Annotated in this window: 20 protein-coding genes, 1 tRNA gene, 1 pseudogene and 1 riboswitch; of the genes and pseudogenes, 9 read left to right on the top strand and 13 right to left on the bottom strand. The window is 61.8% G+C overall.

The genetic code is table 11. The annotated features are described in order from the left end of the window. Nucleotides 1–31: 31 nt before the first annotated feature. Nucleotides 32–272, bottom strand: a riboswitch (cobalamin riboswitch). Between the two features lie 12 nt (nucleotides 273–284). Continuing rightward, nucleotides 285–662: a TfoX/Sxy family protein gene (locus tag QWB57_RS04735; RefSeq protein ID WP_288968548.1), complete on the bottom strand. Its 378-nt coding sequence runs from the start codon at nucleotides 660–662 to the stop codon at nucleotides 285–287. Further along, nucleotides 659–1,144 (bottom strand): GAF domain-containing protein, encoded by a 486-nt coding sequence (locus QWB57_RS04730; RefSeq protein ID WP_223625357.1) that lies wholly within the window; start codon nucleotides 1,142–1,144, stop codon nucleotides 659–661. The genes QWB57_RS04735 and QWB57_RS04730 overlap by 4 nt, the downstream gene beginning before the upstream one ends. Nucleotides 1,145–1,212: 68 nt before the next feature. Here QWB57_RS04730 and bioD point away from each other — a divergent pair, with 68 nt between their 5' ends. After that, nucleotides 1,213–1,887 carry a dethiobiotin synthase gene (gene bioD, locus QWB57_RS04725; RefSeq protein WP_223625362.1) on the top strand — a complete coding sequence of 225 codons (675 nt, stop codon included), beginning with the start codon at nucleotides 1,213–1,215 and terminating at the stop codon, nucleotides 1,885–1,887. Nucleotides 1,888–2,078: 191 nt separating this feature from the next. On the opposite strand, the gene QWB57_RS04720 is transcribed toward bioD, so the two are convergent. The 4 genes and pseudogenes from QWB57_RS04720 to QWB57_RS04705 all read right to left on the bottom strand — a co-directional run. Further along, nucleotides 2,079–5,246, bottom strand: a complete 3,168-nt coding sequence (locus QWB57_RS04720; RefSeq protein WP_288968546.1) for an efflux RND transporter permease subunit — start codon at nucleotides 5,244–5,246, stop codon at nucleotides 2,079–2,081. A 67-nt stretch (nucleotides 5,247–5,313) separates the two neighbouring features. Beyond that, entirely contained in the window at nucleotides 5,314–6,504 is a 1,191-nt protein-coding gene (locus tag QWB57_RS04715) for an efflux RND transporter periplasmic adaptor subunit (protein ID WP_288968545.1), read from the bottom strand. A 214-nt stretch (nucleotides 6,505–6,718) separates the two neighbouring features. After that, the gene (locus QWB57_RS04710; RefSeq protein WP_288968544.1) at nucleotides 6,719–7,168 is read right to left on the bottom strand and encodes a phasin family protein; all 450 of its coding nucleotides are present in this window, start codon (nucleotides 7,166–7,168) and stop codon (nucleotides 6,719–6,721) included. Between the two features lie 129 nt (nucleotides 7,169–7,297). Continuing rightward, nucleotides 7,298–7,789 (bottom strand): annotated as a pseudogene (locus QWB57_RS04705) (RNA pyrophosphohydrolase); the annotation flags it as partial. A gap of 120 nt (nucleotides 7,790–7,909) precedes the next feature. Between QWB57_RS04705 and QWB57_RS04700 the strand changes: the two are divergent. Next, nucleotides 7,910–7,986, top strand: a tRNA-Met gene (locus QWB57_RS04700). Between the two features lie 61 nt (nucleotides 7,987–8,047). After that, entirely contained in the window at nucleotides 8,048–8,404 is a 357-nt protein-coding gene (queD, locus tag QWB57_RS04695) for a 6-carboxytetrahydropterin synthase QueD (protein WP_223625408.1), read from the top strand. Between the two features lie 46 nt (nucleotides 8,405–8,450). Here queD and QWB57_RS04690 read toward each other — a convergent pair whose 3' ends face one another. From QWB57_RS04690 to QWB57_RS04680, 3 genes are read right to left on the bottom strand one after another with little or no spacing between them, the layout of a single operon-like run. Continuing rightward, nucleotides 8,451–10,670, bottom strand: coding sequence for an ATP-binding protein (locus QWB57_RS04690; protein ID WP_223627669.1), 2,220 nt, complete (start codon nucleotides 10,668–10,670; stop codon nucleotides 8,451–8,453). Between the two features lie 44 nt (nucleotides 10,671–10,714). Further along, a complete protein-coding gene (locus tag QWB57_RS04685; RefSeq protein WP_288968542.1) occupies nucleotides 10,715–12,415 on the bottom strand; it encodes an EAL domain-containing protein in 1,701 nt (566 codons plus the stop codon). Beyond that, nucleotides 12,412–12,597 carry a hypothetical protein gene (locus QWB57_RS04680; protein ID WP_288968541.1) on the bottom strand — a complete coding sequence of 62 codons (186 nt, stop codon included), beginning with the start codon at nucleotides 12,595–12,597 and terminating at the stop codon, nucleotides 12,412–12,414. Before QWB57_RS04680 ends, QWB57_RS04685 begins: the two co-directional genes overlap by 4 nt. Before the next feature lie 131 nt (nucleotides 12,598–12,728). Here QWB57_RS04680 and QWB57_RS04675 point away from each other — a divergent pair, with 131 nt between their 5' ends. The 5 genes from QWB57_RS04675 to QWB57_RS04655 are packed head-to-tail and all read left to right on the top strand — an operon-like array spanning nucleotide 12,729 to nucleotide 16,627. Then, complete coding sequence (locus QWB57_RS04675) at nucleotides 12,729–13,493, top strand: DUF6776 family protein (protein ID WP_288968540.1); 765 nt, start codon at nucleotides 12,729–12,731, stop codon at nucleotides 13,491–13,493. A gap of 31 nt (nucleotides 13,494–13,524) precedes the next feature. Further along, nucleotides 13,525–13,896, top strand: a complete 372-nt coding sequence (gene erpA / locus QWB57_RS04670) for an iron-sulfur cluster insertion protein ErpA (protein WP_223625419.1) — start codon at nucleotides 13,525–13,527, stop codon at nucleotides 13,894–13,896. 2 nt (nucleotides 13,897–13,898) lie between these two features. Continuing rightward, a complete protein-coding gene (gene nudC / locus QWB57_RS04665; protein ID WP_223625423.1) occupies nucleotides 13,899–14,819 on the top strand; it encodes an NAD(+) diphosphatase in 921 nt (306 codons plus the stop codon). 58 nt (nucleotides 14,820–14,877) lie between these two features. After that, nucleotides 14,878–16,155 carry a DoxX-like family protein gene (locus tag QWB57_RS04660; protein ID WP_288968538.1) on the top strand — a complete coding sequence of 426 codons (1,278 nt, stop codon included), beginning with the start codon at nucleotides 14,878–14,880 and terminating at the stop codon, nucleotides 16,153–16,155. A gap of 1 nt (nucleotide 16,156) precedes the next feature. Continuing rightward, entirely contained in the window at nucleotides 16,157–16,627 is a 471-nt protein-coding gene (locus tag QWB57_RS04655) for a DUF2269 domain-containing protein (RefSeq protein WP_288968536.1), read from the top strand. Here the strand turns inward: QWB57_RS04655 and QWB57_RS04650 are convergent. From QWB57_RS04650 to QWB57_RS04635, 4 genes are all read right to left on the bottom strand, one after another. After that, entirely contained in the window at nucleotides 16,624–17,010 is a 387-nt protein-coding gene (locus QWB57_RS04650) for a DUF2752 domain-containing protein (RefSeq protein ID WP_223627671.1), read from the bottom strand. The two genes, QWB57_RS04655 and QWB57_RS04650, sit on opposite strands and share 4 nt — an antisense overlap. Nucleotides 17,011–17,061: 51 nt before the next feature. Then, nucleotides 17,062–17,337 carry a CD225/dispanin family protein gene (locus QWB57_RS04645; protein WP_223625433.1) on the bottom strand — a complete coding sequence of 92 codons (276 nt, stop codon included), beginning with the start codon at nucleotides 17,335–17,337 and terminating at the stop codon, nucleotides 17,062–17,064. Further along, the gene (locus QWB57_RS04640; RefSeq protein ID WP_288968533.1) at nucleotides 17,334–17,669 is read right to left on the bottom strand and encodes a hypothetical protein; all 336 of its coding nucleotides are present in this window, start codon (nucleotides 17,667–17,669) and stop codon (nucleotides 17,334–17,336) included. The genes QWB57_RS04645 and QWB57_RS04640 overlap by 4 nt, the downstream gene beginning before the upstream one ends. A 157-nt stretch (nucleotides 17,670–17,826) precedes the next feature. Beyond that, on the bottom strand, nucleotides 17,827–19,731 hold the full coding sequence (locus QWB57_RS04635) for an MFS transporter (RefSeq protein ID WP_288968532.1): 1,905 nt from the start codon (nucleotides 19,729–19,731) through the stop codon (nucleotides 17,827–17,829). Between the two features lie 87 nt (nucleotides 19,732–19,818). Between QWB57_RS04635 and QWB57_RS04630 the strand changes: the two genes are divergently transcribed. Then, nucleotides 19,819–21,140 (top strand): type IIL restriction-modification enzyme MmeI (locus tag QWB57_RS04630; protein ID WP_324296211.1); only part of this gene is annotated, 1,322 nt, incomplete at its 3' end.

Genomic DNA, 21,140 nt, shown 5'->3' with positions numbered 1-21,140 from the left:
AGGCGCGACGTCGCGCAATGCCCGCCGCATCGCAACCAACACACTTCAAGGCCGGTCTCCGGGCTTGCAAGCGGCGCATCCTGTGATGGGCCCGCGCGGCACCTTCCCATGCCAACATCAAACCGATGTGCGCACAGTGGTTGTTGCCGAACTTCTCTTGCTTACCGTTGCGGGGGCAGCGCCGGACTGGTTGCACCTGCGTGCAGTGTCACCGGCTTCCCGTTTCAATCAGCGGACAGGGCCCGCCAATCACCTTGAAGCGCAGGCATTGTAGCGCAAGCGGTTCAGTCGGTCGTCGTGTCGCTGCCGTGCTCGTCATCGAACAGGTTGAATGCCAGTACCGGCGCCTGTTCGTGATGGGTGGTGGTCACCGGCGCTGCGGCGGGACGCCCACGCGGCGGCGGCAGCAAGGCGATGGCGGCTTCGGCGGCGCTGACCAGTTCCGTGCGGCGCGCGTCCGGCACCTCCTGCCAGTGGCAATTCTGCAATGCGCCTTCCAGTGCATACAGCAAATTGAGGCTGGGCTTGAAGCCGGCCCGGCGCACCTTCATGAAGGCATCCACGGTGCCGATGGCAGCGATGTCTTCCAGCGAGCGCAAGCCCACTTGCCGCAGCCATGCAGCAGACTTCGGGCCGATATTGCGCATCTTGGCGGCGCTCATTGCAGGGCATCCAGATACGCTTGCGCGATGGCTTCCAGCCCGGCTTGATCGTCTGCATCGAAGCGCGCTGGCAGAGGACTATCGAGGTCAAACACCCCCAGCAAGGTATCGCCCTGATACAGCGGCACCACCAGCTCCGAGCGCGATGCGGAGTCGCAGGCGATATGTCCGGGGAATGCATTGACGTCTTCAACGCGCTGGGTTTGCCGCAAGCGCGCCGCCGCCCCGCACACACCTTTTGCAAGCGGGATGCGCACGCAGGCCGGCAGCCCTTGAAACGGACCCACCACCAATTCATCGCCATCGAAAAAATAAAACCCCACCCAATTCAGGCCAGGCAGTGCGTGATAGACCAGCGCCGACAGATTGGCGGCATTGGCAATGCGGTCGCGCTCGCCATGCAGCAGGGCTTGCGCCTGTGCCAACAGCTGCGTGTATTGCGTCGGCTTGCTGCCGGTAAGGGAGGCGGCGGTAAAGGTCATCTGCCAAGTGTAGCAACCGTACGCGTCAGGGCTACCATGCAGCCTTCATCGGCAACTACGAAAGCACAATGTTCTCAATTTATGTGACGGGTACCGATACCGGCATCGGCAAAACACTGACCAGTTGCACCCTGCTGCACGCCTTGCGCGGACATGGCTTGCGCGTGGCAGGGATGAAGCCGGTGGCCAGTGGTTGCAGTGCGATTGACGGTGCATGGAAGAACGAAGATGCGCTTGCGCTACAAGCGGCAGGCATGCCGGGATTGGCCTATGCCGACATCAATCCGTTTGCGCTGGAACACCCCTTGGCGCCAGAGCTGGCGGCGCGGGATGCGGGCGTGGCCATCGAGCTGCTGCCGATCCTGGCGGCACATGCACGATTGGCCTCGCAAGTGGAGGCCTTGGTGGTGGAAGGGGTGGGTGGTTGGGCTGCGCCGTTATCGGCAGGCTTGATGCAGGTCGATGTGGTGCGCATGCTGCGCCTGCCGGTGGTGTTGGTGGTGGGCTTGCGCTTGGGCTGCCTCAATCATGCGCTGCTGAGTGCGCGTGCGATTGTGGAGGATGGCGTGCATCTGGCCGGCTGGATTGGCTCGCAAGTGGATCCGGCGATGGAGCGCGTGGATGACAACATCACGATGCTGCGCGCGCGGTTGCCAGCGCCGTGTTGGGGCGTGTTGCCGTATGCGCCGAATGCAGCGCCTTCGGTACTGGCGCAGTATTTGCGGATTCCGATGGCAGCTTGATGAGTCTGGCAGTCTTGTCGCCCACCGGGGAAGGCTCGCAGCTTAGGCTTCGCATCCAGCGATGATGCGCGACCGCGGGCCCTCCATGGCGCGCTCGATCCTTCACCGGTGGGCGGCAAGACTGCTGCGAGGAACAAGGCGCAATAAAAAACGCCCGGTTGCCCGGGCGTTTGTCGTCATATCGTGCAGCCTCAACCGTGTTGCGGCTCAGGCAAGGTGTCTGCTGCATCAGCCGCCGGCGCGTGCTTGTGTTCGCGCGCCAGATACAGATAGAACGCGGGCAGCACGAACAAGGTGAACAAGGTGCCGATGGTCATGCCGGAGGCAATCACCACGCCCATCGAGAAGCGCGAAGCCGCGCCGGGGCCCTTGGCCATCAGCATCGGAATCATCGCAAACACCAGCGCGGCGGTGGTCATCAACACCGGGCGCAGACGAATGCCGGTGGCGGCTTCAATCGCGTCGCGCTTGCTCATGCCCTGTTCGATTTGCAGCTTGTTGGCGAATTCCACGATCAGGATGCCGTGCTTGGAAATCACGCCCACCAATGTCACCAGCCCCACCTGCGTATAGATGTTGATACTCATGCCGGGGAAGGCCTCAACCCCCATCGCTTGCAGGATGCCGGACACCAGTGCCAACACGTTCAATGCCAGCAGCGCACCGCAAATGGCCATTGGCACGGTGAGCAACATGATCAACGCATCACGGAAGCTTTCAAACTGCGCCGAGAGCACCAGGAAAATCACGATCAAGGCCAGCGCCATGGTCATCAGCATGGCCGAGCCTTCCTGCTTGAACTGCCGCGACTCACCGGCATAGTCCACGCTGTAGCCTTGCGGCAGCACTTCTTTTGCGGCTTGGTCCAGGATGGCCAACGCTTCGCCCTTGCTCACGCCGGGGCGCGGGGCAAACGTGATGGAGACCGCATTGAGCTGCTGGAAGCGCTTGAGCGATTGCGGCTGCGCGCTTTCCTTCAGCGTGACGATGGTGGACAGCGGAATGAGTGTCCCATCGCGGGTGCGGGTGTAATAGTTTTCAAGATCGCTGGCATTGAGGCGGTCCTTTCGTTGCACCTGCGGGATCACCCGGTACGAGCGGTTTTCCATCGAGAACAGATTGCTGTAGCCACCGGCCAGCATCGACGACATGTCGGCGGCCAGCGTGCGCATGTCTATCCCCAGCATCGCCGCTTTGTCGCGGTCGATGTTGACCTCGATGCGCGGCTTGTCGATCTTCAAATCCTTGTCGAGGAAGATGAAGCGCTTGCTGGCATACGCCTTGGCCAGAATGGCGTCCGACAACTCCGACAACTGCTGCAAGTTGCCCACGCCGCCAACGATGAATTCACCACCGCCGCCGCCGCCGCCGGCGCTGGGTAGCGAGGGCGGCACCAATGCAAACACCTTCAGCGCACTGATCTCGTTGAGCTTGGGTTGCAGCTCTTGCTGCAGGATTTGCGTGGTGGAGCGGCTGCGCTGGCTCCATGGCTTGAGCACGAAACCGGCCATCGCACTGGGGCTGGCACCGCCGCCGCCGCCGCCCATGCCACCGTTGATCAAGAAGGTCTCCTTGATCTCGGGAATCCTGGCGGTGAACTTGGAAATTTCAGCGGTATAGCGTTCCACATAATCCAGCGTGGCCACCGGGTCCGCACTGGCCACCGAGAAGATGAAACCTTCATCTTCCACCGGTGCCGGTTCCTTTGGCGCGCCTGCGTACAGGAAACCGCAACTGACCAGCACGATCAGGCCAAACACGGCGATCACGGCCTTGGTATCCAGCGCGCCATGCAGGCGGCGTTGATAGGCGTGGTGCAGTTTGTCGAAGCGATTATCCAACCACAGCTCGAACTTGCCCTTGGGGTGGTCGGGGTCATGCGCAATCAGGATCTTCGCGCTCATCATCGGCGTCAACGTGAGCGCAATCACGCCCGACAACAACACCGCGCCGGCCAAGGTGAACGCGAATTCGGTGAACAACACGCCGGTCATCCCACCTTGGAAACCAATCGGCAAATACACCGCAATCAAGGTGGTGGTCATCGCCACCACCGGCCACGCCAATTCGCGCGCGCCGCGAATCGCGGCGTCCATCGGCTTCATGCCTTCTTCGATATGCCGGTGGATGTTCTCCAGCACGATGATCGCATCGTCCACCACGATGCCAATGGCCAGCACCATCGCCAGCAAGGTCAGCAAATTGATGGTGAAGCCCATCAGCAGCATCAAGAACAGCCCGCCAATCAGCGATAGCGGGATGGAAATGGCCGGGATCAACACGCTGCGCAGTGAGCCCAGGAACAAGTAGATCACCACGATCACGATGAGGAGCGCTTCCACAATGGTGCGGATCACTTCGTTGATCGAGTCTTGAATCGCCTCGGTGCTGTCGTACGGAATGCTGGCGTGCATGCCCTGCGGCAATTGCGGAATGATGTCGTTGTCCCAGACCTTGCGCACTGCCTTGATCACATCCAGCGAGTTGGCATCGGGCGCCACACTGATACCGATGAACGTGGCTGCATCGCCGCCATTGATACGCACCGACGTGCCATAACTGTCAGAGCCCAACACCACATCGGCGATGTCACCCAGGCGCACAATCGCACCGTCTTGTTCACGCACCACCAGCTTGCGGAACTCTTCGGCATTGCGCAGATCGGTGCGTGCGGTCATGTCGATCGCAACCATATGCCCCTTGGTCGAGCCCAGCGCGGCCAACACGTTGTTCGACTGCAAGGCTTGCGAGACATCGCTGGCGGTCACTTTCAGCGCGGCCATTTTTTCCGGTTTCAACCACACGCGCATGGCGAAGTTGCCGGCGCCCATGATTTCTGCGCTTTGCACACCGGGCACCGTCACCAGCTTGGGCTGGATCACGCGGGTCAGATAGTCGCCAATCTGGTTGCCATCCAAACGGTCGCTGGCAAACGACAGATACATGCTGGCAATACTCTCGCCCTGCTTCAGGTCGATCACCGGGTCTTCCGACTGCGATGGCAATTGCCCGCGCATCTTGTTGACCTTGGCGCTGATCTGAGTGAGCGCCTCGCTGGGGTTCTTGTCCAGCCGGATATAGGCCTGAATCGAGCTTATCCCCGCCGCGCTGGTCGAGGTCATGTAATCAATGCCCTCGGCACTGGCGATTTCGCGCTCCAGTGGCGTGGTGATAAAGCCCTGGATCAAGTCGGCATCGGCACCGAAATAGGTGGTGTTGATGTTGATCACGGCATTGCGCATTTCCGGATATTTGCGCACGTTCAATTCGCTGAAGGCGCGTAGGCCGAACAGCAGGATGAACAGGCTGACGACCAGCGCCAGCACCGGCTTCTTGATGAAGATGTCGGTAAATTTCATGCTTGGTTACTCCCGCTTCCCCGCGTTGGGAAAGTGTGGACAAGAGGGCGTGGCAGGTCGCCAGCGATCAACGGTTGATGACCGTAGGCTGGGCATCGGCGGCAGGTTGCACGCTGTTATCAATCGTCACTTCCGCGCCATTGCGCAGCTTCAGCAGGCCCACCGTCACCACGCGCTCACCGGGCTTCAGCCCATCGGTGACCGCGATCAAATCGCCACGGGTGGCCCCAGTCTTGATGAAGCGCTGGTTGACCACCAATTTGTCGCCGCTCAGCGGCTGCCCCTTGGCGTCGGTTTCGCCGGCCTTGCGCTTTTCCGAGGTAATCACGAAGACCGCGTTGCCGTAAGGGTTGAAGCTGACTGCAGTTTGCGGAATCACCACCACGGCGTGCTCTGCGCCCAGTTCAAAACTGACCTTGGCAAAGCTGCCCGGGCGCAAGGCGTTGCCGGGGTTTTGCAAGGTGGCCTGCGCTTTGAAGTTGCGAGTGCTGGCATCCACCAGCGGATCCAGCGCGGTGATTTCGCCACTGAAGTGCTGGCCCGGCAGGGCATCCACGCTGGCGTTGATGTTGCCGCCTTTCAGCAGCTTGCCGATCATTTGTTCGGGCAGGGTGAAGTCCAGATAGATCGGATTGAGCTGCTGCAAGGTGACGATTGCGTCACCCGGCGCCAGATATTGGCCCAGATTGATTTTGCGAATGCCCAGTACGCCCGAGAACGGCGCGCGGATGGTCTTGCGGGCAATCAGTGCGCGCTGTGCCTCTACTTGCGCGCGCGCATTGGCGGCCGCGGCGACGCGCTGCTGCACATCATCCAGGGACACCAGTTTGTCCTTGCCCAGCGCCTGCCAACGCTGCGCCTGCACCGCCGCGAGTTTGGCCGAGGTCTCCAGTGCTTTGAGCTGAGCCTCTTCGTTGTCGGTGTTCAAGCGCACCAACACGGCGCCCTGGCTGACCGGCTGGCCGGCCTCAAACGCAATGCTGCGCACCACGCCGCCGGCCTCGGTGGTGACATCGGTGCCGTTGACGGCCACCAAGGTGCCCACCGATTCGCCGCCTGCACTCCAGCGCTGCGCACTGGCCGTGGCGGCCGAAATGGCCACCGCCGGTTGCGGCATGTTGTCGAAGAATTCATTGGTCTTTTTGGCGAAGATCGCCTTGATTCCAAACACGCCCCCAAACACGACGAGCGCACCAAGCAGCATCAAGCCCCAACGCAGGGCGGGGTTGGGGGTGTGGGCGGATGTATGGGCAGGCATGGGGCTGATCCGATGGAGATATGAAAATGAACCGGGGAGTTTAGCAGGATACTGAACTTGCAAGTCCATAATTGTTGCGGGATTGCTTGCCATTCGCATCTGCCGTTTGGCATGGACAGCATAAAAAAAACCCGACAGCTTGCGCTGCCGGGTTTTGGCAACGACGCAGGGGAGTGCGGCGTTGCGGTCCCAGGGGGGAGGGATCTTGCCGGGCTTACTTGCCGGACTTGGTTGCCTTGGTGGCCTTTTCCACTTCGGCCTTGACCTGGGCACTGGCCTGCTCGAACTGGCCCTTGGCCAGCGAGCCAATGGCTTCGTTGGTCTTCACGGTGTTGGCAAACACTTCCTGCACGGTGCTGAGGCTGCGCTCGGCATTGGTGCGGGCAATCTGCACGCCCTTCGGCCACACAGCCTTCAGGCCGTCGGCGTCACGCACCTGCAGCAGCTCGCCGGTGAAGGCGAAGCTGGCGGTGAAGGTGTCTTCGATGGTGGCCAACTGCAGGCCAAAGGCCTTTTCGGCATTCTCAAGGGCCAAACGGTTGACGTTGGCAGCGGCATCGGCGAACTGGCTGACGGCTTTGCTGAACTGATCGTTGAACTGGTACATGGCGGTCTCCTGCTGGTTGTTGTCGGCAAGGTTTGCCGGATTTGTGCGATGCAGCATATCGAGTGTTTTGTTGCAGCGCAACATCGAGCCGACAAGCGGTATGCCTGCATTCAGTTTCAACAACACAGGTGGTGATCAGCGCTGTCGCGCTTGCCCGATCCCCCTGCCAGGCAGGGCGTACTCCGGCACGGCCAGTGCCCCGGCCACCGCACGGGCATGCGGGGCCAGATGCGCCAACGCACGCGCATACACGCTGCGCTTGAAGGTCACCACATGCTGCAGCGGGTACCAAAAATCCACCCAGCGCCAGTGGTCGAATTCAGGGCAATCGGTGCCATCCAGCTGCACATCGCCCTCCAATCCACGAAAACGCAGCAGATACCACACCTGCTTTTGGCCGATGCACACCAGCTTGTCACGGTGGCGGATGGCATGCGGCGGCAGACGGTAGCGCAGCCAGCCAGGGGTGGCGCCCAGCACGTCCACATGCGCAGGCAGCAGCCCGGTTTCCTCGCGCAGCTCGCGGTACATCGCTTCCAGCGGGGTTTCGTCGGTGTTGATGCCGCCTTGCGGAAACTGCCAGCCGTCCCGGCGCACTCGACGCGCCCAGAACACTCGTCCATCGTCATGCATCAGTACGATGCCCACATTGGGCCGGAACCCGTCCGGATCGATCACGATGCGGACCTCAAAAAATTTGCCTGCCCCGACTGTGCCAGTGCCGCGCAGCTTCGGCAAGCCGCCACAGGGCGAATTGACGGCACCGGCCAAGATCAGGATAATGCCCGGCTCTGCGTTGGCTATGTAGCTCAGCCGGTTAGAGCACAGCACTCATAATGCTGGGGTCGGTGGTTCGAGTCCACCCATAGCCACCAACGCATGAACCCTCAGCCCCGCACCTGCGGGGTTTTGTTTGCCTGCAGGACGAACGGCCCGATGGATATCTTCAAGCGTTTTACCGTTGAAGCCGCGCACCGGCTGCCGAATGTGCCGGACGGACACAAATGCGCGCGCCTGCATGGGCATTCATTTTCGATCGAGCTGCAGGTCAGCGGCGAGCCGGATCCAGAGCTGGGGTGGGTGATGGATTTTGCCGATCTCAAGGCGGCGTTCAAGCCGATCTACGAGCAGCTGGATCATCATTATCTGAATGAGATCGATGGGTTGGAAAACCCCACCAGCGAGCAGCTGGCGATCTGGATCTGGCAGCGCTTGAAGCCGCAGGTGCCGCTGCTATCGGAAGTGGTGGTGCACGAAACCTGCACCTCGGGGTGCCGCTACCGCGGGCGGTGATTGTGCAACCGCATGGCGCGCGCACCTGCCAGTGCGCGATGCCTGTTCAGTTGCTGAACAAGAGCGCGCGCAGGGCCACCCGGACTTGCGCAAATTCACTGACGATGCGTGCTACCGCCGGCCCCGGTTGGGTCATGGTGCCGTCGCGTGCGGCGTGTTCCAGATCGCGTGCGGCATCCGATAGGGTCATCGCGCCAACATTGGCACTGGACGATTTCAACGTATGCGCGGTGACCCGCAGTGCGATGGGGTCGATGTTCACCGCCGCCCGCTCCAACTGCGCGATCAGGCGCGGTGCGTCTTCCAGATACACGGCGATGATCTTGTCGACCTCGCTACCCAGTACTTCACGCAACTCGCCGAGTACCCGTTGATCCAGCACGGAGGGCGCACGTTGGGTGAGTTGTGCTGCCGAGGGCGTGGCTGCGGGGACCGGCATTGCACTGCTTTTCCAGCGCGTGATGCATTGTTCCAGCTCGACCTTGGTGACGGGCTTGGCCAGGTAGTCATCCATCCCGGCATCCAGGCATTTCTGACGATCGCCGGCCATCGCATTGGCGGTCATCGCCACAATCGGCAGGCGCCGCGTGGCTTTGCGTTCCTGCTCGAGTTCGCGCCAGCGCCGGGTGGCACTGTAGCCATCGAGTACCGGCATCTGGCAATCCATCAGTACCAAATCGAACTGGGCTTGATCCAGCTTTTCCAGCGCCACCTGGCCATTGCCGGCGGTTTCACATTCGGCACCCAAGACCTGCAGCAAGCGCTGCGCCACCATCAAGTTGACTGGATTGTCTTCCACCAACAGGATGCGCGGCTTGCCGGGGATCTCGTCCTTCGGTTTTTGTGCAGCCGGCGCCGGGTGTGGGTCTTGTTGCCCCCACGCCACCCCGGACGCAGACAGCACCGCACGCAAATCCGCATCTTCGGCATTGCGGGGAATCAGGGTGGCGTTCACAGGCAGGTCCAATGAGGTGGCTTCGTCGCCGCGCAGATACACCAAACGGACTTCGCCATATTGTTGCTTGCGTTCCATGTTGCGCGCCAGTGATACCGCTGTGCTGCGAATACTCATCAGATCCGCCAGCACCACCGAGAACGTCCATGGCTCGCCTTGGGTGTGGGCTTGGCGTAGCCGCTCCAGTGCATCCTGAGTATTTTCCACAGCGGTGACACGCAACCCCCAGTTGGGCAGCAGCATGGTCAGGCGCATGCGCAGACGTGTATCGGTGGTGATCAGCAGGACGCGGCCACCGTGCAAATCGCCCTGTTGCGCAGGCATGTCGCCTTGCACCTTGAGCAACGGAATTTCGAACCAGAATGTGGAGCCTTGACCGGGTTGCGACTGCACCCCGATCTTGCCACCCATCAGCGACACGATGCGCTGTGAAATCACCAGTCCAAGACCGGTGCCGCCATACAGCCGGGTGGTTGAGGCGTCGGCTTGGCTGAAGGCTTGAAACAGTTTGTCCTGGGTCGTGGCATCTATGCCAATGCCGGTGTCTTGCACTTCGAAGCGCAACATGTGCTGAGCGGCTGTTTCACCCAGGCGTTTGATGTTGACAGTGACATTGCCGCGCTCGGTGAATTTGATCGCATTACTCACCAGATTGCTCAGGATCTGGCGCAACCGCACCGGGTCGCCTCTTACCGGCAAGCGCACCGCCGAGTCGATATTCAGCCGCAGATGCAAGCCCTTGGCATCGGCCGAGCGCTCCATCAAGGTCATCACGCTACCCAGCAATTCGCGCAGGTTGAAGCCGGTGGTTTCCAGCTCGAGCCGATCAGCCTCCAGCTTCGAATAATCCAGGATGTCATCGACGATGCGCAGCAGCTGCTGTGCCGAGGCGGTGGCGGTCTTGAGAATTTCCTGTTGGTCAAGGCTGAGCTTGGAGGTGGACAGCAAATCCAGCATCGGGATGATGCCATTGAGTGGTGTGCGGATTTCATGGCTCATGGTGGCCAGAAACTCGCCCTTGGCCATGACTGCCGACTCCGCCGCTTGCTTGGCCTTGGTGAGTTCGATCTCCAGCGCGGTGTGGCGATCGAGCTCCTGTTGCAGCATGTGGATTTCGGCTTCTTTCTCGCGCGTGCGTTCGGCCTGATTGGACATCGCCTGCTCGCGGGAGCGGGTTGCCCATGCGTGTGCGGTGGTGGCAAACAGCGCCAGTAGCGCCAGCACCAAAGCAATCACCTGCCATGGGCCCTGCACACCCAGTTGATTGATCACCAAAGCAAGCGATGCGCCAGCGGCGGCCCCTAACGCCAGCCAGCGTGCACTCAACAGATTAAGTCCATCGGGTTTTACGGAATTCACAAGGCCGCACTCTGGAAGTCGAAATCAAGGGCTTGCTCTGGGCGTTGTACCAGATTGCCCTGAATGAAGTCGATGCCAGCCACCCAAAGCGCTGCTGCCGCCTGCGGATCTTCCACCGCCTGTCCAATCACTTGCAGGCCCAGCCGATGCGCCCGTTCGATGGCGGTGCGCATTTCATCCTGTAGTGCCGGTGGCAACGGTTGCCGGGCAAACTCGGACGATAGGCGCAAATAGCCCAGCGGCAGCATTTGTAGCAGCTGGTTGCCATCTTCGGTGCTGCGGAACTGGCTGAGGCAGAATTGCACACCCACCGGGACCAGTTGCTCGCAAAATTGTTGTAACAGCACGGTATGTACGACCGCGTCTTCTTGACGGATATCAATGACCAGTGAGGGGCCATCCACCCCGGCACGCTCGAGTGCTTGCTGCAACCAGCCGGCAAAGCCATCCTGGCCCAGCGTGCGCGGTGTTTGCGAGACAAACAAACGGACTGGCCGGCTTTCTGCGCGACGTTGTTGCAACAAGGCCAGTGCCCGCTCCATCACCCAGCGATCCAGTTGTGCCAGCAATCCTGCCGCTTGTGCTGCCGCCAAAAAATCCCCCGCCTTGCGCACGCTGCCATCGGCACCGTGCATGCGCACCAGCACCTGGAATTGTGCCTCGTCGCCACCGGCCACCGCGACCACTGGCTGAAATGCCAAATACAAGCCTTCACCGTTAGGGGCGAGCGCGGCACGCAGCTCGTCGATCAGGTTGTCGGAGGCGGTCAATTCTGGCGGCACGAAACCGGCAACACCGGCGGGCAGGGCATGGGCTTCGCGGGTGGCATCCTCGGTTGCGGCCAGCACGGCACCGGTATCGGCAAACGCATGCTCGAAACTGGCATACCCGATTGTGCAGCGCAGCCGCATCGGTTCGCCATCCACCAGGAAGTCGTGATACCCGATGCCATCACGCAGGCGGCGTGCGAAACCTTCCAGTGCGCCGCGTCCCAAATCGCGCACCACCACTAAAAATGCATTGTCACTGAGGCGAGCGGCAATCGCATGGTGTTCGAGCAAACTGCCCAAATGGGTGCCGACGGCGTTGAACAAGCCATCCAGTGCGGCATAGCCGTAGCGGTTGCGCAGGGCGCTGGGGTTGCCCAGCTCCAGTAGTAGCGCGCCTCCCCCGGGGCTGCGATGGCCAAGTTGGGTGGCCAGTACCTGCATCAGCGCATGTCGGGTGTGGAGGCCCGTCACCGGGTGGCGATCGGGCATGCTGTGCGTTTGCAGACTTTCGTTGAGCGCGCGTGCACGGCGGATGCGGTTTTGCACCGCCGCAATCAAGTGGCGCGGCCGCACCGGCTTGAGAATGAAATCATCGCCCCCCTTGTCGAGCACTTCCAGCTCGCGCTCGGGATCTTGATCGCCGGTCAGGAACACAACCGGAGTGTGCGAAAACTGCGTGTGCTCGCGAATTTGCGTGGTCAGCGTGGTGCCACTGGTGCCGGGCATATGCAAATCCATCAGCACCAGATCGGGGACGAAGCGCTCCAGTGCTTCCATCATGCGCTCGGGAATGGCGACCACCTCCGCCTGCATCCCGGCACCGCGCAAAATGGCTTCGGCAAACATCGCTTGGCTGCGGTCATCCTCGACAATCAGGACGCGATAAGGGTTGCTGTCCGCCACGGCGGCAGGAAGTACGCTGCTCATAGTCCAATCTCCCCCTGGTTCGCCACGGTTGCGTATTCAGGTCTTGCAGTTGCAATCGCAGGTGCAAGCACCAACTTTGCGGCATTGGCGATAGCAGTCCAAGTGTGTCCGGGTGTGTCCATCCAGTGATTTTGACGCAAAAAGCCGTGCGAGTCGGCCTTTGTCAGCAATAAATCGGCCATCAAGATGGCAATGTCGACATCGCGTACCAGTAGCTGTGCCGTGCGCCGGTTGCAAATTCGCTTCCCTGTGCACTTGGCAGCTGGCGAGACCGTGCTTGACGGCGGGATTGCAACAGTGCGATATCGGCGTCATGTCTGTTCTGCGCCGCAAGCCCAGTGTAATGCCCAGTGCCCTGCCAAGCCCCAAGCGCAGCATGGTGGGCAGTGGCCACCCGAAGTTGGCCCAGCTATTGCTGGTGCTGCTGGCCTTGGGGTTGGGTGGGTGGGGCGCATGGCGCAGTTTTGCGCCGCAGCCCAGTAATGCGCGTGAACAACTGGTGGCACAGGCCACGCAAATTGCCAATTTGCAGCAGCAGGTCGCCAATCTGAGGCGGTCCGATCAAATCAGCCGGCAGGCGAATACCGACTTGCAGGGTACCTTGGCCGAGCGTGATGAAGAAGTGGCCGGTCTGCGCGCCGACGTTGCGTTTTACGAACGCCTGGTGGGCCCTACCGGGCAGCGCCGTGGCCTGGCCGCACAAGAGTTGAAGCTGGAACCGCAGGCCGACCCGCAGCTTTGGCATTTCGTCGCCACCCTGACCCAAACCCTGAACCGTGGTGAGATCAATGCAGGCAGCCTGCGGTTGGCGTTGGAGGTGACCGATGGCCAGCAGATGCGGCGCCTGGACTGGAATGTGCTGCGCCAGCAAGCCAATGCGCCCGGGATCGAGTATTCGTTCAAGTATTTCCAGCAGGTCAGCGGCGATATCGTGCTGCCGCGCGGGGTCAAGCCGGTGCGGGTGATCGCACGTTTGCAGCCGCAAGACGGTGAGTTAGTGGAAAATTCGTTCAGCTGGAGCAGCGTGGTGCCGTCGGCAGCCCCGGCAGTGGCATCCAGATTGCCCGACAAAGGTTGATTCACGCGGGGTCGCGCCCCATCCTTGGCGGATGGATATCGTCGTACTCGAACACGCCACGCCACCCCTGCCATCGGCGCCTCTGCAATTCACCCCCGCTGCCGCTGCCAAAGTGCGCGAGCTGGTGGCCGAAGAAGGCAATGCCGCGCTCAAGCTGCGCGCGTATATCCAAGGCGGCGGCTGTTCCGGGTTTCAGTACGGATTCGAGTTCGATGAAGGCCAGAACGAGGACGACATCGCCATCGTCACCGACGGCGCAACCTTGTTGGTCGATCCGCTCAGCCTGCAATACCTGATCGGCGCCCAAGTCGATTACAGCGAATCCTTGGCTGGCGCGCAGTTCGTGATTCGCAACCCCAATGCCAAAACCACTTGCGGCTGCGGCAGCAGCTTTACGGTGTAAGCGTGACTCCGTTTGCCTTTGTCGATGGTGCACTGGATCGTGCCGACCACCTGCGGGATGACCCCGCCGCACTGGCGGAGGCGTGGCCGCAGGCCGGCATCATCGCGCTGGATGCCAGCGGGTGCGCGTTGCTGGATGCCGACGGCGCATTGCGCCAGTTTTCCGGCGCTGAACTGCCGGCTGGCCCCGACGAACACATTTTTCTGGGTCTGCGCGACGGCCGTGCGTGGTTTGCAGCCGATGCCGCCCACGTGCCAGCAGCGCGCACCGACAGTCTGGATCTGCGCCGCGCCGCTGCGGCGTGGCCGGCGTGGCAGGCCACGTTGTTTGCGCAGGCGCGTGCGCTGCAACACTGGCACCAGCGCTATCGCTATTGCCCCGCGTGTGGCGGCACATTGCAGTTTGTGCGCGCCGGCTGGTTGGCACGTTGCGCCGGCTGCGCCAGCGAGCACTACCCGCGCACCGATCAAGCCATCATCGCCGCGATTACCGATGGCACGCGCCTGTTGCTGGGCCGGCAAGCCAACTGGCCGGCGCGGCGCTGGTCGGTGGTGGCCGGCTTTGTCGAGCCCGGCGAAACCCTGGAGCAAACCATCGCCCGCGAAGTGATGGAAGAAACCGGCGTGCGCGTGCACACCCAAACCGCACGCTATTTGGCCTCACAACCGTGGCCGTTCCCCGGTGCGCTGATGCTCGGCTTCATCGCTCACGCCGAACCCGATGCGCCACATGCCAGCGAAGAACTGGAAGACGCCCGCTGGTTTTCCGCCGACGAGGTGCGCGCCGGCTTGGCGCGTGACTGGCGCGAGGCCGATGGCGATGGCGAGGCGGAAGGCATCGTACTGTCTTCCCCCATCTCGATTGCGCGGTATGTGATCCAGATGTGGTTGGACGAGCATCAATCAGCCCGGAACGGGCAATGAATCTTGCGATGGGTGCCATGGTGTTCGGCGTCATTGCTGCATAACGGACAGGCTTGGCATGCAGACCGTCTTGCTGGTGGGTGGGCGCGGCTTTATCGGCGGCTTCATCAAGGCGGCATTGCGCAAACGCGGGTTTCGCGTGCGCGTGTTGGCCAGGTCGCAAGGGCGACAGTTGCTAGATGACGAAGTGGCGGGCGATCTGCTGCGGATGCGGCAGGCCCGGGATTGGACGCAGGCGCTGCAAGGCGTGTCGGTGGTGGTCAACGCAGCCGGCATCCTGCGTGAAGAGGGGCTGCAGAATTTTGAAGATGTCCATGTGCGCGCACCGCTGGCATTGGCACAGGCATGTGCGGCTCGCGGCATTCGCTTTGTGCAAATCTCCGCGCTGGGGCATCCCGCTGATGGTGGATTCATCGAGAGCAAACACCGGTTCGATGCGCTGCTACTCGCGCTGCCGGTGGATGCGGTGGTGCTGCGGCCGTCGGTGGTGTATTCGCTGCGCGGCTCCTATGGCGGTACGTCGTTGCTGCGGGCGATGGCGGCATTCCCGTGGCGGCAATTGCTGCCCGGCGATGGGCATTGGGTGTTCCAGCCCATTTGCGCGGAGGACTTGGCAGACGTGGCTGCCGCGGCCTGCATGCAGGGTGAGCGCGGCATTTACCAGCTGGGTTGCGCGCAGCCCATTGCATTGCATCGATACCAATCCCGTTGGCGACGTTGGCTGCACATCGCAGGGGAGAAATCGTGGCGCGTGCCGTTGCCACTGGTGAAGCTGCAAGTCTGGATCGGGCAACTGCTGGGGCGTGGCCCGGTCAACCGCACTATTTGGGCGATGCTGGTGCGCGGTAACGTACTCGACGAAGGCGAGCAGCAGCGCGCACGCGCGGCATTTGGCGTACCCGTTCGCGATGTGGACGACGTACTGTCGGCAGCCCCCAGCCAGATGCAAGACCGGTGGGCGGCGCAACTGTACTTTCTGGCGCCTTGGTTGCAGTGGAGCGTGGTGGCGCTATGGCTGTGGTCCGGAGTGGTGGGCTTGACGACGCCGGCACGGGACATTGATGCCGTGGCGCAAGGCAGCCTGCTTGCACACGCGCATCCGGTGGCATTGGCGCGTGCTGCAGCGGTGTTGGATCTGGCTTTGGGGTTTGCACTGGCCGTGCATCCACGGCCGCGGCCTGTGGTGGTGTTGATGTGGATCAGCGTGGCGGCTTATTTGCTGGGGTTTGGCCTTGGGTTGCCTGCATTGTTTTTCGACCCGTTGGGCGGACTGGTGAAAAATATCGCCTTGCTGCCGATGTTGGCCGTGCTGTGGGTGTTGGTGGATCGGCGCTGAAATGGATTACCTGACCCTGAAGTGGATGCACATCCTGTCGTCCACCGCGTTGATGGGCACCGGGCTTGGCATCGCGTTCTTCATGTGGATGGCGCACCTCAGCTGCGATGCACGCAATATTGCGGCCACGGCGCGGATGGTGGTGATCGCTGATGCCGTATTCACCGCGCCCGCGGTGGTGGTGCAGTTTGTCACCGGCCTATGGCTGGCAAAGCTGTTGCATCTGCCGTTGGGTACGTTCTGGATCAAGACTGCGTTGATTCTGTTTGTGGTCAGCGGGGCCTGCTGGTTGCCGGTGGTGTGGTTGCAAATCAAGGCTCGTGATCTGGCACGGCAAGCCGTCATCGCAGGTGCGCCGCTATCGCCTGTTTACAGGCGGGTGATGCGTTGGTGGTTCTGGCTGGGCTGGCCGGCGTTCATCAGTGTGATCGCCATCTTTTGGTTGATGGTGCACAAGCCGTTGGGCGTCTAGCCTGGCGCAAGCAAGTTGAACGGGGACCACGGCAAATTACGCAGCACGCCATACCCCAGCAGCAGCCATAACCATAATCCGGGTCGAGCAAGCTGGCGCATGAGGGGTGTGCTCCATGCCGGGCGCCAACCTGCGGCATTGAGCGACATCAGGCCCAACAGGGGCAAGCTCACAACCAGCAGCGGGTTCATTGCCAGCGCGAGCCACACATCACCGTGCAGCAGGGCGTACAGGCAGCGTGTGCTGCCGCAGCCGGGACAATAGAGGCCGGTCAATGCATGCAACGGGCATGGCGGCAAAGCACTGTTGCCAACAAACGGGTCCAGCCGCGAAAGCACCCATGCAGTACCCGCCGCCCCCAGCGCAAGCAGGGCGGTTGGCATCACGCGCAGCCATTTGCGCGGCGTATCAACTGCACCGGGGATGGGCATGGATCAGTGTGCGCCGCTGATTGCGCCAAGCATGGCCAGGCCACCGAAGAACATGAACCAGATCAAAATCAGCACGGGTCCGCTCAAGGCCGACCAGATGGCCCAGGTCTTGGCTTTGCGTGAAGCCTCCCACGCGCCGGCGATATCGCCAGCGGCACGCAGGCCATCCACCTTCGAAGCGAACACGATCGACACAATGCCAAGCGGCAAGCAGCAAAAAAGCGTGGTCAAAATTGCCCAGACAAGGTTGTTGGGCACAACGGGGCTGTTGGTATTCACTCGAAAGTCCTTGTAGTGATGGAAGCTGCGGGAAAACGTGCATTGCAACTGTTGGCTGCAATCAGCGGTGAAGCGATCATGGCAATCAGCCAGCACAGCGGCCCGGTGAACAGGCCAATGATGACAAAGCTCAGCAGGATATTGATAAACAGCACACACCAATACCCGAACATGATCAGCAAGCCGGTCACCACATTGCCGGCATACAGATGGCCAATGCCAAAAATCTGGAACAAGCCGGGAAGGACTTCCAACAAGGCCGCCGTACCACCCGATTTTTGCGGGTAGTAGTAGTGATGCACCTGCTGCACAGGCGGCGGAGTGGTGTTCATGCGATCCCCTGAAAAAGAATGATGCGTCTGCTGTGCGCAAGCATCACCTGTCTGCGGCAAGGGTAATCAATGTCGTGCCGGTTGACAAAGGGGCGGTTGCGGCTTTCCTTGGTGATTTATTGCGCAGGAATGTTGCGAAATAGCATTGTCGTCGCACTTACGCTGCATCCCCACGCAGCGCACGCACCTTCGCTTCCAGTAATTCCGCGCTGGCCGTGCTGCCTGTCACCGGCTCACCTGCCAAGACTTCGATCGGTGCGCGCAAGCGGCGCGGCACACGCATGCGGCGCAGGCGCGAATCCTGTTTGCTCCACATGCTGCCCCACATGTTTTTCAGCGCCATCGGCACCACCGGCACGTCCTGCCCGCGCAAGGCTGCACGCGCCAGGATCTTTTCAACGCCGGATTTGAAGGGTGCAATCTGGCCATCGCGGGTCAGTGCGCCTTCCGGAAAAATGCACACCAATTCGCCTTCGGCGAGCGCCGCATCCACTGCGTCGAAGGCCTGCTGCATCACTTGCGGGTCTTCGCGCGCACCGGCAATCGGGATGGCTTTGGCGGTCTTGAAGATCCAACGCATCACCGGCACGTTGAAGATCTTGTAATACATCACGAAGCGCGCTGGGCGCGGCGCGCAGGCCGACAGGATCAGCGCATCCATGTAGCTCACGTGGTTGCACACCAGCAGCGCCGCGCCGTCATCGGGGATATGTTTTTCGATGCCGTGCAATTTCAGCCGGTACAACGTGCGCACCATCACCCAGCTCATGAAGCGCATGAAAAACTCGGGCACGATGCTGAAAATCCACAACGCCACCAGCGTGTTGGCAATCGCCAGCGCGAGGAACAATTGCGGGATGCTCCAGCCCAGATAGCGCTGCACCGCGATGCCGATCAGCGCCGCCAGCACGATGAACATCGCGTTCTGGATGTTCATCCCGGCAATCACCTGCGCCAGTTCGTGTTTCGGCGTGCGGCTCTGGATCAGTGCAAACAACGGCACCACGAAGAAGCCGGTGAACAGGCCCACGCCCACCAAGTCGAACATGATGCGCCAGCTGCCCGGCGCATCCGCAAATTGCAGCACCGAAAGCCCGGCCGCCAACGCCTGCCCCGGCCGTGCGAAATACAGATCCAGCAAAAATGCGCTGATGCCGAACGCGCCCAGCGGCACCAGCCCGATTTCCACCGTGCGCCCGGACAGCTTTTCGCACGACATCGAGCCCACCCCGGCGCCCACCGAAAACAGCGCCAGTGCGAAGATGTACAGGTTCTGCGTGCCGCCCAAATTGGTTTGCGCATACACCGGCAATTGCGCGGTCAACACCGTGCCCACGAACCAGAACCAACTGACCCCCAGCACCGCGTTGCGCACCGCCAGCCGTTGCCGGGTCAGTGCCCAGATCCGCCGCGACGCCCGCACGATGTTCCAGTCCACGTTCAAGGACGGATCGCCGGCATCCACCTTGGGGATTTGCCGCGCCACCGTGTTGCCGGCCACCGCCATCGCAATCACGCACACTGCCGCCACCTGCGGGCCGTGGCTGCCGGCGACTTGAAAAATCAACCCGCCGCAGATCATGCCAAGCAGGATCGCCAGCGAGGTGCCCATCTCCACCAAGCCATTGCCGCCGGTCAATTCCTCCGGCTTGAGTACCGACGGCAGGATGGAATATTTCACTGGCCCGAACAAGGTGGACTGCAGGCCGGTGCAGAACAGCGCGACCAGCAACACCACCATGTTCTGCAGCAGGAAGCCCACCGCCGCCAGCGACATGATGGCGATCTCCATCGAGGTGGTGATGACGATGAGTTTCTGTTTCTCCATCCGCGCGGCGATCTGTCCGGCGCTGGCCGAAAACAGGAAGAACGGCAGGATGAAAATCGCCGGTGCCAGGTTCGCATACAGCCCCATGTCGCGGCTGCTCACCGCCATGTATGCCAGCAGCCCGATGATGGCCTGCCGGTACACGTTGTCATTGAACGCGCCCAGCGCCTGCACCGTGAAGTAAGGCAGGAAGCGGCGCTGCGTGAGCAGGTTGAACTGGCTATGGCCGGACATGCACATCCCCATGTGTGGATGCGCCGAGAATAACGGATGCGGGTGGCGGTTCGCGTTCTTCGCTTATCCTGCAAGCAGGAGGAACCCATGCCGCTGAGTCTCAATGAAATCCGCGAGCGCGCGCGCGCGTTTGCCAAGGAGTGGGCCGGGGAAACCAGCGAGCGCGCCGAGGCGCAGAGCTTCTGGAACGAATTTTTCAACGTGTTTGGCGTGAAACGCCGCAGCGTGGCGATCTACGAGCAGAAGGCAAAGCGTTTTTCCGGCAGCCAGCATGGCCGCATTGACGTGTTCTGGCCCAGGGTCATGCTGGCCGAGCACAAGAGTGCAGGCGTCGATCTGGATGCCGCATACGAACAAGCGACCGACTATTTCGCCGGCCTGACCGAAAACGAACGGCCCCAATACATTCTCGTTTCCGATTTCCGCAGCTTCCGCCTGTACGACCTCGAAGGCGACACGATGCCGGTGGCATTTGCGCTGGCCGAGCTGCACAAGCAGATCGGGCGCTTCGGCTTCATCAGCGGCTACCAGACCCGCAGCTACAAGGAAGAAGACCCCGTCAACGTGCAGGCCGCCGAGCGCATGGGCCGGCTGCACGATGCGCTGAAGGCCGCCGGCTACGACGGCCACGCGCTGGAACTGCTGCTGGTGCGGCTGCTGTTCTGCCTGTTCGCCGACGACACCGGCATCTTCCCGCGGCAGAGCTTCCACGAGCTCATTGCCCAGCGCACCAGCGAGGACGGCGCCGACCTCGGGCTGTGGGTGGGGCGCATCTTCCAGGTGCTCAACACGCCGCCGGAGAAGCGCCAAACCACGCTGGACGAGCAGCTGGCGGAGCTGCCCTACGTCAACGGCCGGCTGTTCGAGGAGGTGCTTCCGCTGGCGGACTTCAACGCGCAGATGCGCGGCCTGCTGCTGGACGCCAGCACGCTGGACTGGAGCCGCATCAGCCCGGCCATCTTCGGCTCCATGTTCCAGTCGGTGATGGACGCCAAGGCCCGCCGCAACCTGGGCGCGCACTACACCAGCGAAAAGAACATCCTGAAACTCATCGGCCCGCTGTTCCTGGACGGCCTGAAGGCCGAACTGGACAAGGCCGGCAACGACACACGCAAGCTGGCGCAGCTGCACCGCAAGCTGGCCACGCTGACCTTCCTCGACCCGGCCTGCGGCTGCGGCAACTTCCTGGTGATCGCCTACCGCGAGCTGCGCGCGCTGGAGCTGGAAGTGCTGACGCGGCAGTTCGCCACCCAGCAGTCGGTGCTGGCGCACGTGCAGGACCATGTGCTGGTGGACGTGGACCAGTTCCACGGCATCGAGATCGAGGAGTTCCCCGCGCAGATCGCGCAGGTGGCCATGTGGCTGATGGACCACCAGATGAACCTGCGCGTGTCCGAGCAGTTCGGCGA

Origin of the sequence: uncultured Thermomonas sp. (assembly GCF_937872235.1) — a bacterium.
Lineage (GTDB): Bacteria > Pseudomonadota > Gammaproteobacteria > Xanthomonadales > Xanthomonadaceae > Thermomonas > Thermomonas beijingensis.
Note: the sequence above shows the minus strand (reverse complement) of the source record. Positions and strands in the feature narration are given on the sequence as shown.

Bases quoted from the DNA above. Each gene is read 5' to 3' on its own strand.
- QWB57_RS04735 (WP_288968548.1), bottom strand. From the start codon at position 662: ATGAGCGCCGCCAAGATGCGCAATATCGGCCCGAAGTCTGCTGCATGG.
- QWB57_RS04730 (WP_223625357.1), bottom strand. From the start codon at position 1,144: ATGACCTTTACCGCCGCCTCCCTTACCGGCAGCAAGCCGACGCAATAC.
- bioD (WP_223625362.1), top strand. From the start codon at position 1,213: ATGTTCTCAATTTATGTGACGGGTACCGATACCGGCATCGGCAAAACA.
- QWB57_RS04720 (WP_288968546.1), bottom strand. From the start codon at position 5,246: ATGAAATTTACCGACATCTTCATCAAGAAGCCGGTGCTGGCGCTGGTC.
- QWB57_RS04715 (WP_288968545.1), bottom strand. From the start codon at position 6,504: ATGCCTGCCCATACATCCGCCCACACCCCCAACCCCGCCCTGCGTTGG.
- QWB57_RS04710 (WP_288968544.1), bottom strand. From the start codon at position 7,168: ATGCTGCATCGCACAAATCCGGCAAACCTTGCCGACAACAACCAGCAG.
- queD (WP_223625408.1), top strand. From the start codon at position 8,048: ATGGATATCTTCAAGCGTTTTACCGTTGAAGCCGCGCACCGGCTGCCG.
- QWB57_RS04685 (WP_288968542.1), bottom strand. From the start codon at position 12,415: ATGAGCAGCGTACTTCCTGCCGCCGTGGCGGACAGCAACCCTTATCGC.
- QWB57_RS04680 (WP_288968541.1), bottom strand. From the start codon at position 12,597: ATGGCCGATTTATTGCTGACAAAGGCCGACTCGCACGGCTTTTTGCGT.
- QWB57_RS04675 (WP_288968540.1), top strand. From the start codon at position 12,729: ATGTCTGTTCTGCGCCGCAAGCCCAGTGTAATGCCCAGTGCCCTGCCA.
- erpA (WP_223625419.1), top strand. From the start codon at position 13,525: ATGGATATCGTCGTACTCGAACACGCCACGCCACCCCTGCCATCGGCG.
- QWB57_RS04660 (WP_288968538.1), top strand. From the start codon at position 14,878: ATGCAGACCGTCTTGCTGGTGGGTGGGCGCGGCTTTATCGGCGGCTTC.
- QWB57_RS04655 (WP_288968536.1), top strand. From the start codon at position 16,157: ATGGATTACCTGACCCTGAAGTGGATGCACATCCTGTCGTCCACCGCG.
- QWB57_RS04650 (WP_223627671.1), bottom strand. From the start codon at position 17,010: ATGCCAACCGCCCTGCTTGCGCTGGGGGCGGCGGGTACTGCATGGGTG.
- QWB57_RS04640 (WP_288968533.1), bottom strand. From the start codon at position 17,669: ATGAACACCACTCCGCCGCCTGTGCAGCAGGTGCATCACTACTACTAC.
- QWB57_RS04635 (WP_288968532.1), bottom strand. From the start codon at position 19,731: ATGTCCGGCCATAGCCAGTTCAACCTGCTCACGCAGCGCCGCTTCCTG.